Genomic DNA, 13,089 nt, shown 5'->3' with positions numbered 1-13,089 from the left:
TTGGCGGTCAGAGCGCGTCCGGGTCAGAGCGCTTCCGGGTCAGAGCGCGTTGAGCTCGGCGAGCTTCCACGTCCCATCCTGGCGGACCATGTCCACGCTCAGCCGTGAGGCCGAGCTGGCCGCCTCGGGTGCGTCCTTGGTGGAGACCATCCGGTTGAGCATGACCAGCACGGTCACGCGCCCGGCGTCCGTCACCTCCTGCGGCGCGGCGGCGGCGACGGTCGCGTAGACGGTGGCCTCCTGCTCCTTGGCGGCGGAGGCGACGGTCGGCATGGACTGCTCGACGAACTCCGACAGCGCCGGGTCGGCGAGCCGTTCCCGTACCGCTCCGAGGTCCGCGTCCACCGTCCGGTGGTCGTAGGTGAACATCTGGGTGGTGATCTCGCGCGCCGCGTCGGTGGCCGCCCGGGGCGCGGCCGCAATCTGTTCCTCGATCGCCGTCGCCTCGCGGGCCTCGACGTACTGCCACGTGGCCAGGCCGGTGACGACGACGAGGACCGCCGACACCAGCGCCAGGGCGGTGATCAGGGTGCGCCGACGGGCCGGGTCGATCGGTTCCCGGGACGCCGGCGACGACGAGGGGGTCGAGGTGGCCGGCCGAGCGGTCGCGCCGCCGGCGGTGTCCTCGTCCGATCGTGCGTCGGCGGTCTCGGTGCGGGGCATGGCCTCCATGCCCTCGAACAGCCCACCGGCCCGTGCGGCCTCGAGGGCACGCTCGCGGGCGGCGTCGGCCTTGCGCTGGGCGCGGGCCGCGCGCTCGGCCTCGCGCTGGGCCCGACGGGTGGCGCGGATGTCGGAGTCGGGAGTGGTCATGGGATGAAGTTCACCCCCGTGACCTTCATCTCGCCGTCGTCGTGTCGGTTCACGGTCACGCGCACACGGTACTGGCGGTCCTGGTCCTCATCGGACTTCGGGTTGCCGATGGTCTGGTCGATCGCCATGATCACCTCGGCCCGGTCGGGGTAGGAGTGCTCGACGGCGGCGGCGGACACCACACCGTCGGCGACGACATTAGTGGTCTTGACGACGTCCTCGTACGAATCGCGGCGAGGCGCGAACTGCTCCGAGAAATCGCCGTCGATCAGGCCGACGATCTCGTCGACGTCCTCCGACAGCGTCTCCTGCCTGATGGTCATGAGCTTGGTCATCACGGTCGTCGCGAAGTCACGGTACGAGGCGTCGAGTTCGGCGGCGGAGGCCCGGTCGGCGCGCACGGAGGCCGCCGCGTTCCGCTCACCCAGCCACAGCGACGTCGCGACGACGGCTGCCACGAGGCAGACCGCCGCGACCACCGCGGTCACGGTGAGCCACAGGCGCCCACGGTCGGCGGGGTTGTCGTCCGGCTGTGGCACTAGGTCACTCCGTTCGTGAGGATGTCGGCCAGGTCGGCGTCCGCCGAGAGTCGTCCGGCATCACCGAGATTGAGCTGACGATACGTCTTGCCGTCGGCGCCCAGGTATTCGCCCGTCGACGGGTCGTACATCGCGGCCGACGTGCGGATCTCCTGTTCTCCGGTGTCCGACGACGGCACAACGTTCCACCCGTTGGGGTTGTTCCCGGGCGGACCGACCTCGCTCGTGTCCGGGGGGTTGATCCCCTCGGGTTGGTAGTCGTCCGCCGCACACTCGGCGGGCGACGCCGCCCGCCGGCCGGGGTACTCCATGCACGGCAGGTTGCGGGCGCCTCGCGCGACCTGCTGCGAGTCCTGGGGCACCTTGCAGTAGATGCCGTTGATCAGCGGCGGCACCGAGAGGTCCGCCGGCGAGCGGCGTTGATCGGCCGGGAGGAAGCCGGTGGTGCACGGCGGGGTCTCGTTGATCTGGAGGTTGAAGTCCACCTTGATCTCACCGGTGTCCTTGGCGCCGTTGATGGCGGTGATGAGCGAGGACACCAGGGCGGGGTAGATCACGAGGAGCTGCTCGATGGAGCGGTTGTACACGACGCCCACCTCGCCGACGCTCACCAGATTGGCGACCAGCACCGGCATGGTCGGCTGCAGATCGTTGAGGACCTTGGTCGCCCGCGCCAGAGAGTCCGGGCCGCGTTGGATGATCGAGGTCAGCTGGGGCTCGTTGGTCCGGAGCTGATCGGTCAGGTCCGCGAGGTTCCGGGTCCAGGCCCGGATCGAGTCCGACGAGCGGAGCTGGGAGTCCAGGACCGGCTCGGCGTCGGCGATGAGCTGACGGGTGACGTCCGTGTTGGAACGGGCCTCCTCGAGCAACAACTGGGCCGAGTCGAGGAAGCGCTGGAGGTCGCGCTCCGAGCCGTTGAACGCGTCGAACGACTCGGAGATCACGCGTCGCATCTTGGCATCGTCGATCGACGCCATGAGCACGGTGGCCTGGTCCAGTACCGGTCCGATCCCCTGGGGCATGTCGACCCGGTCCCGCCCGAGCACGGACCCGTCCGCCAGCTCGCCGCTCGGTTCGCCCTCCGGGACGAACTCCACGTATTGCTCACCGACCGCCGAGACGCTGCGGATCTGGGCCCGGACGTTCTCCGGGACATCGGCCCGCGCGTCGAAGTGCAGGTTCGCCACGACGTGCCCGGGTGTGAGGGTGACGGAGTCGACACGACCGATGACGTTGCCGAGGTACGAGACGTTGGCGTTCTGGTAGAGGCCGCCGGTGTCGGGCATCTCCAGGGCGACGTCCGTGCGCTGCCATCCGAAGGCCGTGGGCAGCTTGAGGTAAGACACCGACATGACCGTGAGGGCCAGAACGGTGACCACGGCGAAGATCGTCAACTGGATCCTGACCAGCCGGGTCATCGCGGTGCCTCCTCGGTCGTGGCGGCGGGCGGCTCCGCGGGTGCGGGGTCCCCGTCGGGCTGCTCCGGCGTCGGCGTGGCGGCGTCCCCCGCGGGCGCGGGCGCGCCGTCGGGTGCGGGCTCCGGTCGGGGCACGTCGAGGGAGTACGGGTCCGCCCCGGCGAGCGGATTCGGTGCGAGTCCGATGTAGCCCTCGACTCCCGCCATCCGGTTACCGAACTCGGTGCCCAGGAGCATTGTCTCCGCCAGGCGCGGCATCGTCGCGTCGGCGTGGATGTACAGGTTGGCGTAGTCCCCGCGCAGGAAGTTGTCGATACCCGCCTGCGGGAACGGGAACGTGATGAGCGAACTGAGCACCCGGGTCATGTCACGTCCGGCGTTCGCCAGCCCCTCGAGCACCGGGGTGAGATCGCGGAGGTTGTCCACGAGATCCTGTCCGCCGCCCGCATCGATGACCTGGTTGGCCTTGTTGCCGAAGTCGCCGAGCGAGACCAGGGCCGTGGTCAGCTGCTGCTTCTGGTCATTGATCAACGTCAGCGCCTCCGGCATCTGGGCCAGGGCCCGGGCGAGGGTGTCGTTCTGCTCGTTGATCTGTCGCGACAGACGGTCGAGCCCCTCCATCGCGGCGATGATGTCGGCACGCTGGTCGTCGAGTCCGCTGACGGTGGTATCCAGCTGCGTGAGGACCTCGTTGGCGTCGATCTCGCGGCCGTCCAGGGCGGTGTTGAGCTCGGTGGCGATGGTCTCGAACTGGGCCAGGCCGCCGTCGGTGAGGACGACCGACAACGCCGACAGCGTCTGCTCGGTGGTTGGGTAGACGCCGGCGCGGGCCAGCGGGATCACGTCACCGTCCGCCAGTGTGCCCTGCGGGTCGCCCTCCGGCGGCGGGAAGAGCTCGAGGTGCTGGGAGCCCAGGAGGCTGGTCTGCCCGATCTTGGCGTGGGCGTTGGCCGGGAGCCTGACCTCCTCGTTGAGGCTGATCGTGACGATCGCGGTGTAGTCCTCCACCCGCATGGCGGTGATGGAACCGACGTTGACATCGTTGACCCGCACCGGGGAGTTGCGGGTGATGGTCGTGACGTTGGGCATCTCGATCGTCACCTCGTAGGCACCCTCACCCTTGCCCTGGGCCCCGGGGAGCGGAAGGGAGTTGAGACCCTGCCACGAACACCCGGCCCCCGAGAGCAGGACCACCGTGCCGAGCGCGCCGACCGCCCGCAGGCGGGACCCGGATCCGTTGCCGAGCATCAGGCACCTCCCGTCACGAGCAGGGTGTCGGTGAGGTTGTCCCCACGGTTGACGACGTTGACCAGCGGGTCCGGGCGGTCCGACACCGGCTGCACACCGGGCGGGGTCCGGGTCCCGGGCTTCTGACGATCCCAGATCTGGTGGGGCTCGGCGGTCGGGGTGATCGGCGGGGTGACCGCGCCGTACGGGTAGTTGGAGGTCAACGAGTTGAACAGCGGACCCATGTACTCGGCGCACAATTGCGCATCGGACTCGGCGGTGTTGTTGGCCAGGCCGGCGATGGCGCCGCAGATGAAGTTGGTCGGGTTGGCCATCTGGTTCATGGCCAGGACACCGGTGAGCACACCCTGGTACGGCCGGTAGATGTTGTAGAAGTTCGACATCGCCGTCGGCCCCACGTGCAGCACGCCCTCCAGTTCCGCCCGGCGGTCGCGGACGACCTCGGTCGCCCGGCCCAGCTTGTCGACACCGGTGGTGACACGGTCGCCGTGGTTCTCCAGGAACCGGTTGATGTCCATCACCGCCAGATCGAGATCGCGCAGGGCCGCATCGATGTCCGCGGTCTGGTCGCCCAGCACCTGGGAGACGCTGGCGAGCCTGCCGCCGAAGGAGACGATCTGCTCCTCGCTCTGGGACAGGGCCGTGACGAAGAGCTGCAGGTTCTTGAGGGTGGTGAAGAGGTTCTCTCGGCCGTCGGACAGCAGCGACATGGTCTGCGACACCTCGCTGAGAGCATCGCGGATCTCGCCGCCGTTGCCCTCGAGCATCGAATCCGCCGACTCCACGAAGTCCCCGAGCGGACCGGTCTCCTCGTCGCCGGTCGGCCCGAGGGCCGAGGAGAGCTTCATGAGCTGCTCCTTGACCCCGTCCCACTCGACCGGGACGGCCGTCCGCTCGACGGGGATCGTCCCGCCGTCGGGCATCTCCTCCCCACCGGTGAAGGCGGGGGTGAGCTGGATGAAGCGCTCGGCGACCAGGGATTGCGCGACGAGCAGCGCGTTGGCGTCCGCCGGGATGGCGACGTCGCGATCGACCTCCATGGTCACCTTGGACTTGCCGTCCTCGGTGGCGATGTCGGAGATGCTGCCGACTCGCACACCCAGGACCCGCACGGTGTCGTCCTCGTAGACACCCCGGGTGGACGGGAAGTAGGCGGTGATCGTCTTGGTCCGACCGGTGAAGAACCACACCGCGCCCACGACGATCGCGATCACGGCGAGCAGCGCCACGATCTTGGCCAGCGGGGAAGACAGGATTCGACTCATCGCGGCACCCTCTTCTCGCCCCAGCCGGGGTGCTCGTCCATGAACGTCAGCTCGGGAGTACCCGGCATGGTGGGTTCACGGACCAGACCTGGTTCAGGCTGGACGCGGTCGTCGATCAGTGGCAACAGGTCCCTCACGATCGTCTGCTGGTAGTGGCCGAGGGACAGGTTGGATATGTAGGCGTTGAACCACGGTCCGGAGGCGACGGCCTCACTCAACGCCGTGGAGAACGGGACGATCCGACGCAGGCCCAGGTCGATGTCGTCCTTGTTGCGGATCAGTAGATCGGAGACCTGCTCGAGCTTGTCCAGGGCGGGCCCGAGTTGGGCCTCGTTGTCCTGGACCAGCCCCGACAGCTGACGCGCGAGTTCGTCGATGTTCATGATGAGCTCGCTGAGAGCACGACGCCGCAGGTCGAGTTGTGTGAACAGGGTGTTGCCGTCGACCATGAGCTGGTTGATCTGGTCGCTGCGCCTGCCCAGCACATCGGTGGTACCGGCCGCCTTCTCGAGCAGTTGTCGGACCCCCTCGTCGCGTTCGTTGAGGGAGCGGGACAGACGGGTGATCCCGTCGATCGCACCCCGGACCTCGGGAGACGACCCCTCCATGGTCTCGGCGAGAACGGTCAGGGCCTCGTCCACCTTGTCGGTGTCCATGGCCTCGACGGTGTCGCTGAGGTCGCCGAGCGCCGACGTGAGCGAGTACGGGACGGAGGTCCGCTCGATCGGGATCGTGTTGTCCTCGAGATCTCCCCGGCCGTCCGAGAAGACGCCGAGCGCGCGGCGGCCGAGAATCGAGTCCGTCTTGATCTGCGCGGAGGTGTCGGCACCGAGTTCGACACCCCGGTTGATGGCGAAGCGCACCCTCACCCGGTCACCGTCCAGCTCGATCTTGCGGACCGTCCCGACATTCATCCCGGCGACCTGGACGTGGTCCCCGGTGTCGAGACCCGCGGCGTCGGCGACGTAGACGGTCGCGTCGCGCATGCCGTTGACGTAGGGGATGCGGTCGTAGTTGAGGGAGATCCCCATCAACGCCACGGCGCCCACTGCTCCCCACACGCCGAGCTTCTTGGGATCGCGGTCTCGGAACCGGAGTTGACCGCGGGGCGCCTTGGGGGGCGCCTGGCTTGAATCGTCACTCATCGGGGAAGGCACACCGTCCCGTCGTCTGCTCGTACTGCGGCATGTAGAGCCCCTGCCCGGTGGCGGGGTCGGTGATCTGCACGATGTTGCCGCACAGGTAGAACTGGAAGAAGCTGCCGTAGATGCCGAGCCGTCCCATCTTCTCGAAGTCCGACGGGAGCCGGTTCATCACGTTCTCCACGAACGGCTCGTCCTCGTTGATGAGCGTCGCCACCCGGTCGATCTGGGCTACGTCCTCACGCAGGGCGGGACGGACGTCGGCCAGCAGGGTGGTCATGTTGGCGCTCGCGTCGTTGAGGCGGTCGACGGACTCGCCGATCGGTCCTGCGTTCGCGGACAGTCCGGAGACGAGCTGCTGGAGGTCGTCGACGATCGAATCCACATTGTCCTGGTTGTCCGCCACCGTGGTGAGCACCCCGTTGAGGTTGGTGATCACGTCGCCGATGAGCTGATCGCGGTCCGCCAGCGTCTGTGTCAGGGATGACGTCGCGGCGAGCAGGTCCTGGACGGTTCCCGCCTCCCCCTGGAACACCTTGACGATGGACTCGGAGAGCTGGTTCACCTGGCCGGGATCGAGCGCCTTGAACAACGGGCGGAACCCGCCCAGGAGCGCGTCCAGATCCAGGGCCGGCGACGTCTGGGACAGGGGCAGCGTCCCGCCGATCTCGAGCGGGGACTGGTCGCCCTCGCCCCGCTTGAGTTCCAGGTACCGGTCACCGGTGAGGTTCTCGTAGCGCACCATCGCCTCGGTACTGGTGTGGACCACTTGGTCCCCTGCCACCGAGAACTCCACCGCGGCGGTGTTGCCCTCGGCCAGCTCGATGCTGCCGACCGTGCCCACCTCGACGCCCGCGATGCGCACCTTGTCCCCCGGTTCGAGACCGGAGACGTCGGTGAAGGCGGCGTTGTAGTCCTCGGTGTCACCCGACCGGTACTCGCTGAATACCACGACCAGACCGATGAGGACCAGGGCCATCACCGTGGTGAACAGCGTCAGCTTCACCACGGTGGCGCGGAGGTCGCGCGCTGCCGCGCGGGCCGCGCTCACGGGGTGCCCCCGTCCATCCCGAGCATGACCTGCAGAAGGGTCGGGGGCGCGGGTACCCCGGGGACGGTCGGACGGAGCGGACCGAAGAGCGGCGCGGGGCGAGAGGTGAACACGTCGGGCATACCCTCCACGGGGTTGGAGCCGGTGTCGGTGACGACGAACGGGGCGTGGACGTCCGGGTCCGGGAACGGCAGTCCGTAGCAGTTGGGCCCGGTGCTGGCGTTGACCTTCGGGAGGTCCTTGGGGTACTCGTACGCGCGCGCACCCTGCTGGAAACCGGCCTTGAACACGAGGCCCGGCTGGTCCTTGCCACCGAAGGCGGACATCGCGCCCTCGACACCCTGGTTGAGCCCGACGATCAGACAGGTCAGCATGGGCGAGTACTCGGCGAGCAGGCTGGTGGACGCCCGCAGGTCCGACAGTGTCTTGACGAGCTCGTTGCCGTTCTCCGACAGCAGCCGCTTGCCGGTCTCCCCGGTTCCGATGCTGGAGGCCAGCAACTGCTCGAACCGGGCCTGGTTGTTGACCACGTTGGCGCCGACGTCCGTGCCGGAGTCGAGCAACCGCATCAGGTCAGGCGTGACGTCGGCGTAGAGGTTGGCCACGCGGGACCCCTTGGCCAGGTCGCGCTGGAGGGTCTCGATCTGCGGGTTGATCTCCTGCAGGTAGTCGTTCAGATCGGTGATCGTGCTCCCCACCTGCTCGCCCCGGCCGTCGACAGCGCCCGAGATGGCGCCCAGCGTGGCGTTGAGCTTCTCCGGCTCGATCGCCTCCAGCAGGACGGTGAGGTCCTCGAAGAGGGTGTTCACCTCGGTGGTGACGTTGGACGTCTCGACGACGGCCCCGGCCTCGAGGGCCGTCGGGGCAGGGCGCGCCGGGGGTTCGAAGTCGACCGACTTGGCTCCGAAGACCGTATTGGACCCGATCGTCACGACCGAGTTGGACGGGATCGCCTCGAGAGCGGCGGGATCCACCTCGATGTCGAGGGTCGCGCCGTCGAACTCCTGGCGGATGTCGGTGACATTGCCGATCTCGACGCCACGCGAACGCACCTTCGCGTCGGCCTCCATGACCAGACCCGCGCGATCGCTGCGCACGGTCAGCGGCACCCGGTCGTCGAAGGCGCGCACGAACATCAGGAGCGAGAGCGCGACCACGACGACGATGAACAGCGCCAGGCTCGCGGCCGCGACGCGCTTGGGCAACGCGTCGCTCTGACTCACCGTCCTCGCCATCTGTGTCTCCTATCCCGACAGGTTGAAGTTGCCGTCTCCGCCGTAGATCGCGAGGGAGACGAGAAGGGTTACGGTCACCACGGCGATGAGCGAGGTGCGGACGGCGTTTCCGACGGCGGTGCCGACTCCGGCGGGACCGCCGGCGGCGTTGTAGCCGTAGTAGGTGTGGATGAGCATGATCGTGATGGCCATCGCGATGGCCTGCACGAAGGACCACAGGATGTCCGTGGGGATGAGGAACGTCGAGAAGTAGTGGTCGTAGACGCCCCCGGACTGTCCGTAGATCTCCACGGTCGCGAACCGGCTCGCCAGGAACGAGGCGATGACGGCGAGGGAGTACAACGGCACCACGGCGATCATCCCGGCGACGATCCGCGTGGAGACGAGGTAGGTGACCGAGTCGATCGCCATCACCTCGAGTGCGTCGATCTCCTCCGACACGCGCATCGCGCCCAACTGGGCGGTCGCACCGGCCCCGATGGTGGCCGCCAACCCGATGCCGGCGATCACCGGGGCGGCGATTCGCACGTTGATGAACGCCGCGAAGAAACCGGTGAGCGCCTCGACCCCGACATCCGTGAGCGACGAGAACCCCTGGACGGCGATCACGCCGCCGGTGGCCAGGGTGAGGAACCCGACGATCACCACGGTGCCGCCGATCATCGCCAGCGCGCCCGTACCCATGGCGATCTCGGCGATGAGCCGCAGCGTCTCCTTGCGGTAATGCGTGAGCGCCCGCGGCGTGGCCAGAAGCGCTCGCCAGAAGAACAGGGCGATGCCGCCGAAATCGTCGATCCTGCCGACGGTGTGGTGCCGGGCCCGCGCGAGGCGCGGGAACCGGGTGGTCTCGATGACGGTCACCTCACGCCCCCAGGACCTTGACACCCACGGCGGTCACCACGGTGTTGACGACGAACAGCGCCATGAACGCGAAGACGACGGTCTCGTTGACCGCGTTGCCGACCTCCTTCGGACCACCGCGGACATAGAGCCCCTTGTAGCAGGCGACCAGCCCGGCGAGCATCCCGAACAACCCGGCCTTGACCTGCGCGAGTATCAACTCGCCGAGACCGGTGAGCAGCGTGATGCCGTTGACGAAGGCCCCCGGGTTGACTCCCTGGAGCAACACTGAGAAGAGGAACCCGCCGAGGATGCCGATGGTGCACACCAGCCCGTTGAGCAGGAGGGCGACGAAGGTCGACGCCGCGACCCGGGGCACCACCAGGCGCTTGACCGGATCGATGCCGAGCACCTCCATCGCGTCGATCTCCTCGCGGATGGTGCGCGCTCCGAGGTCTGCACAGATGGCGGTCGCGCCTGCGCCGGCGACGATGAGCACGGTGACCATGGGGCCCACCTGCGTCACCGCGCCGAGAGCGGCTCCGGCGCCGGACAGGTCGGCCGCGCCGATCTCGCGCAGCAGGATGTTGAGCGTGAAACTCACCAGGACCGTGAAGGGAATCGCCACCAGAACGGTGGCCAGCATCGAGACCCGGGCGATGAACCAGGACTGCTCGACGAACTCCCGGCCCTGTCGCACGATCGTCGGGAAGGAGACGAAGGTGTCCAGCGTCATGGCGACGAAGTCGCCGATCCCTCTGAGCGGCGCATCGATAACCCTCGCCATGGCGCCCCCTCCTGTCTTTCATCCCCCGGGCCACGCGCGGTCGGCCACCGTGGCCTGGACTACCCCGGCCTGAACAAGTGACCGCTTCGTGTGATCCCGATTACACAGTATCTAGAACGCGTTCTATCTGGCAAGGGCTTCCCCATCCCCCCGACCGGTGCCCCTGCCAGCTCGTGTCGGGGGAATCTAACACGCCCGACACACCAATAAGTCGTCCCCGGCGCGATCGATGTCGATCACGCCGGGGACGGGCCCGCCACTCAGAGCTTCATGATCTCCGCAGCGGAGAAGGACTTGCCCTCCGGGCGGCCTGACCAGTGCCCGGAGATCGCATCCGCGAACTCGCGACGGTCCCATACGCCGCCCTCTGCGTCGAACCTCTTCTCCACGACGGGCGCCTCCACGAGCGCCACCATCCCGCCGTATACCACGAACAGCTGACCCGTGACGTCCGCAGCAGCGGGCGAGGCCAGGTAGGACACGAGGTCCGCGACCCGGTCCGGCGAGAGCGGATCCGGCCCTTCGGAGGGGTCCCAGGGCTCAAAGACCGCCTCCGTCATCCCGGTGCGACCGCGCGGGGCGATCGCGTTGGCGGTGCAGCCGATGCGCTCCAGCACCCGCGACGCGGACAGCGTCAGCGCGGTGATCGCGGCCTTGGCCGCGCCGTAGTTGGCCTGGCCGGGCGGGCCGAAGAGCCCCGCCTCCGACGAGGTGTTGATGAGCCGGCCGTAGACCGGCCCCCCGGACTTCTTGCTCTCCTCGCGCCAGTGGGCGGCCGCATTGCGGGTGAGCAGGAAGTGACCGCGCAGATGCACCTTCACGACCGCGTCGAAATCCTCGTCGGAGAGGTTGAACAGCATCTTGTCGCGCGTGATCCCGGCATTGTTGACCACCACGTGCAGCCCACCGAGCTTGAGGGCCTCGGCCACCATGGCGTCGGCGGTCTCCCGCTCGGAGACGTCGCCCACGACGAGTGCCGCCTTGGCTCCGGCCGCCTCGATGTCCGCGATCACCGCGTCCGCGGCTTCACCGGCGCGGATGTCGTTGATGACCACCGCGGCCGCGCCCGACCTGGCGAGCTCGACCGCCTCGGCCGCGCCGAGACCCGAGCCGGACCCGGTGACCACGGCGACCCGGCCGTCGAGCGAGAGGTCCGCGTCGAGCATCTCCCGACCCATCCCCGCGGTCACTCCGCGGCCTTCAGCGCGGCCATCGGGCACTTCTCCACAGCCTTGAGTGCGCGCTTCTGCAGGTCCTCGGGGACCTCGTCGACGATCACACGCACGACCTCGTCGTCGTCGTTCAGCTCGAAGACCTTCGGCGCCAGGCCGACGCACACGGCCTGCCCCTCGCAGCGGTCGGGATCGACTTCAATCCTCATGCCGTCCTCCTCGGTCGCACCCACGGCCACCATGGCCGCGAGATGGTTGGATACTATGTGAGACACGACACTAGAACGTGTTCCACTCACCGATGAGCTTAGGGCATATGGACATCACCTACACCACCGACCAGGAACGTCTGCGCGGGGAGTTGCGCGAGTATTTCTCGGCACTGATGACCCCTGAACGACGCGAGGCCTTCACCTCCACCACCGGCGAGTACGGGCACGGCGACGCGTACCGCGAGATCGTCGCGGAGATGGGCCGAGACGGCTGGCTGACACTGGGGTGGCCCGAAGAATTCGGCGGGAAGAACCGGCCGATGATCGAGCAACTCATCTTCACCGACGAGGCCGCCATCGCCGGCGTCCCGGTGCCGTTCCTCACCATCAACTCCGTGGCGCCCACCATCATGGCGTTCGGCTCCGACGAGCAGAAGAACTACTTCCTGCCCCGGATCAGCCGCGGTGAGCTGCACTTCGGCATCGGCTACTCCGAGCCGGACTCCGGCACCGACCTCGCGTCGCTCCGCACGCGGGCGGTCCGCGAGCCCGGGACCGGTGAGCACGAGGGCGGCGAGGTCTACCGGATCAACGGTCAGAAGATGTGGACGTCGCTGGTGGCGTACGCCGACTGGATCTGGCTGGCCGCGCGCACCGATCCGGACGCCAAGCGCCACAAGGGCATCTCCATGATCATGGTGCCCACCGACGCCGAGGGCTTCTCGTGGACCCCGGTCCACACGATGGCCGGCCCGGACACCAGTGCCACCTATTACCAGGACGTGGTGGTCCCGGCGAGCAACCTCGTGGGCCCCGAGCACGGCGGCTGGCCGCTCATGACCAACCAGCTCAACCACGAGCGCGTCGCCCTGACCTCGGCGGGGCCGCTGCAGGCCTCACTGCGGCAGGTCGTGCAGTGGGCGCGCACCACCCGCTCGGCGGACGTCGGCATGCCCGGGGACGGCACCGTCATGGACAACGAGTGGGTGCGGACCCACCTGGCCCGCGTCCACGCGATGGCCGAGTACCTGGCCCTGCGCAACTGGGAGATCGTCTCCGCGGACACCGCCGCGCCCACCCGCATCGCCGCGTCGGCGACCAAGGTGTACGGGACCGAGACGGCGTGCGAGGCCTACCGGTTGCTCATGGAGGTCCTCGGATCGAGCGGCTACCAGCGCTCCCACTCCCCGACCGCCGCCCTGCACGGGCGCATCGAGCGCCTCCACCGATCGGCGCTCATCCTCACCTTCGGGGGCGGCACCAACGAGGTGCAGCGCGACATCATCGCCACCGCCGGATTGGGGCTGCCCCCGGCGCCACGTGTCGCCCCCGCGCCGTCCGCCAGCACCGCCCGGAAGGAGCGCTGAC

The 13,089-nt window shown here is 68.4% G+C and carries 13 protein-coding genes; 1 reads left to right on the top strand and 12 read right to left on the bottom strand.

Annotation, left to right across the window (positions count from 1 at the left end; translation table 11 throughout):
* Positions 1-39: 39 nt before the first annotated feature.
* From AB5G72_RS03815 to AB5G72_RS03760, 12 genes are all read right to left on the bottom strand, one after another.
* Positions 40-813, bottom strand: a complete 774-nt coding sequence (locus AB5G72_RS03815) for a hypothetical protein (RefSeq protein ID WP_440221043.1) — start codon at positions 811-813, stop codon at positions 40-42.
* Positions 810-1,352: a hypothetical protein gene (locus AB5G72_RS03810; RefSeq protein WP_096906008.1), complete on the bottom strand. Its 543-nt coding sequence runs from the start codon at positions 1,350-1,352 to the stop codon at positions 810-812. Before AB5G72_RS03810 ends, AB5G72_RS03815 begins: the two co-directional genes overlap by 4 nt.
* Positions 1,352-2,770 (bottom strand): MCE family protein, encoded by a 1,419-nt coding sequence (locus AB5G72_RS03805; RefSeq protein WP_440221042.1) that lies wholly within the window; start codon positions 2,768-2,770, stop codon positions 1,352-1,354. The genes AB5G72_RS03810 and AB5G72_RS03805 overlap by 1 nt, the downstream gene beginning before the upstream one ends.
* The gene (locus AB5G72_RS03800) at positions 2,767-4,017 is read right to left on the bottom strand and encodes an MCE family protein (protein ID WP_120284512.1); all 1,251 of its coding nucleotides are present in this window, start codon (positions 4,015-4,017) and stop codon (positions 2,767-2,769) included. The genes AB5G72_RS03805 and AB5G72_RS03800 overlap by 4 nt, the downstream gene beginning before the upstream one ends.
* A complete protein-coding gene (locus AB5G72_RS03795; protein ID WP_120284514.1) occupies positions 4,017-5,282 on the bottom strand; it encodes an MCE family protein in 1,266 nt (421 codons plus the stop codon). The genes AB5G72_RS03800 and AB5G72_RS03795 overlap by 1 nt, the downstream gene beginning before the upstream one ends.
* Positions 5,279-6,427: an MCE family protein gene (locus AB5G72_RS03790; RefSeq protein WP_120284516.1), complete on the bottom strand. Its 1,149-nt coding sequence runs from the start codon at positions 6,425-6,427 to the stop codon at positions 5,279-5,281. The genes AB5G72_RS03795 and AB5G72_RS03790 overlap by 4 nt, the downstream gene beginning before the upstream one ends.
* Positions 6,420-7,475, bottom strand: a complete 1,056-nt coding sequence (locus AB5G72_RS03785; RefSeq protein WP_185951238.1) for an MCE family protein — start codon at positions 7,473-7,475, stop codon at positions 6,420-6,422. The genes AB5G72_RS03790 and AB5G72_RS03785 overlap by 8 nt, the downstream gene beginning before the upstream one ends.
* Positions 7,472-8,710: an MCE family protein gene (locus AB5G72_RS03780; RefSeq protein WP_120284520.1), complete on the bottom strand. Its 1,239-nt coding sequence runs from the start codon at positions 8,708-8,710 to the stop codon at positions 7,472-7,474. Before AB5G72_RS03780 ends, AB5G72_RS03785 begins: the two co-directional genes overlap by 4 nt.
* A 9-nt stretch (positions 8,711-8,719) precedes the next feature.
* Positions 8,720-9,562 (bottom strand): MlaE family ABC transporter permease, encoded by an 843-nt coding sequence (locus AB5G72_RS03775; protein ID WP_371607075.1) that lies wholly within the window; start codon positions 9,560-9,562, stop codon positions 8,720-8,722.
* Between the two features lie 10 nt (positions 9,563-9,572).
* Positions 9,573-10,337 carry an MlaE family ABC transporter permease gene (locus AB5G72_RS03770; RefSeq protein WP_096906016.1) on the bottom strand — a complete coding sequence of 255 codons (765 nt, stop codon included), beginning with the start codon at positions 10,335-10,337 and terminating at the stop codon, positions 9,573-9,575.
* A gap of 260 nt (positions 10,338-10,597) precedes the next feature.
* Entirely contained in the window at positions 10,598-11,515 is a 918-nt protein-coding gene (locus AB5G72_RS03765; protein WP_419763336.1) for a 3-oxoacyl-ACP reductase, read from the bottom strand.
* A gap of 8 nt (positions 11,516-11,523) precedes the next feature.
* Entirely contained in the window at positions 11,524-11,718 is a 195-nt protein-coding gene (locus AB5G72_RS03760) for a ferredoxin (protein ID WP_067712138.1), read from the bottom strand.
* Between the two features lie 107 nt (positions 11,719-11,825).
* Here AB5G72_RS03760 and AB5G72_RS03755 point away from each other — a divergent pair, with 107 nt between their 5' ends.
* A complete protein-coding gene (locus AB5G72_RS03755; protein WP_096906017.1) occupies positions 11,826-13,088 on the top strand; it encodes an acyl-CoA dehydrogenase family protein in 1,263 nt (420 codons plus the stop codon).
* Position 13,089 lies beyond the last annotated feature (1 nt).

The organism is Dietzia sp. MNB45 (assembly GCF_051994785.1).
Taxonomy (GTDB): Bacteria; Actinomycetota; Actinomycetes; order Mycobacteriales; family Mycobacteriaceae; genus Dietzia; species Dietzia kunjamensis.
Note: the sequence above shows the minus strand (reverse complement) of the source record. Positions and strands in the feature narration are given on the sequence as shown.

Coding starts and splice junctions, on each gene's coding strand:
- AB5G72_RS03815 (WP_440221043.1), bottom strand. CDS start 813: ATGACCACTCCCGACTCCGACATCCGCGCCACCCGTCGGGCCCAGCGC.
- AB5G72_RS03805 (WP_440221042.1), bottom strand. CDS start 2,770: ATGACCCGGCTGGTCAGGATCCAGTTGACGATCTTCGCCGTGGTCACC.
- AB5G72_RS03800 (WP_120284512.1), bottom strand. CDS start 4,017: ATGCTCGGCAACGGATCCGGGTCCCGCCTGCGGGCGGTCGGCGCGCTC.
- AB5G72_RS03795 (WP_120284514.1), bottom strand. CDS start 5,282: ATGAGTCGAATCCTGTCTTCCCCGCTGGCCAAGATCGTGGCGCTGCTC.
- AB5G72_RS03790 (WP_120284516.1), bottom strand. CDS start 6,427: ATGAGTGACGATTCAAGCCAGGCGCCCCCCAAGGCGCCCCGCGGTCAA.
- AB5G72_RS03780 (WP_120284520.1), bottom strand. CDS start 8,710: ATGGCGAGGACGGTGAGTCAGAGCGACGCGTTGCCCAAGCGCGTCGCG.
- AB5G72_RS03770 (WP_096906016.1), bottom strand. CDS start 10,337: ATGGCGAGGGTTATCGATGCGCCGCTCAGAGGGATCGGCGACTTCGTC.
- AB5G72_RS03765 (WP_419763336.1), bottom strand. CDS start 11,515: ATGGGTCGGGAGATGCTCGACGCGGACCTCTCGCTCGACGGCCGGGTC.
- AB5G72_RS03760 (WP_067712138.1), bottom strand. CDS start 11,718: ATGAGGATTGAAGTCGATCCCGACCGCTGCGAGGGGCAGGCCGTGTGC.
- AB5G72_RS03755 (WP_096906017.1), top strand. CDS start 11,826: ATGGACATCACCTACACCACCGACCAGGAACGTCTGCGCGGGGAGTTG.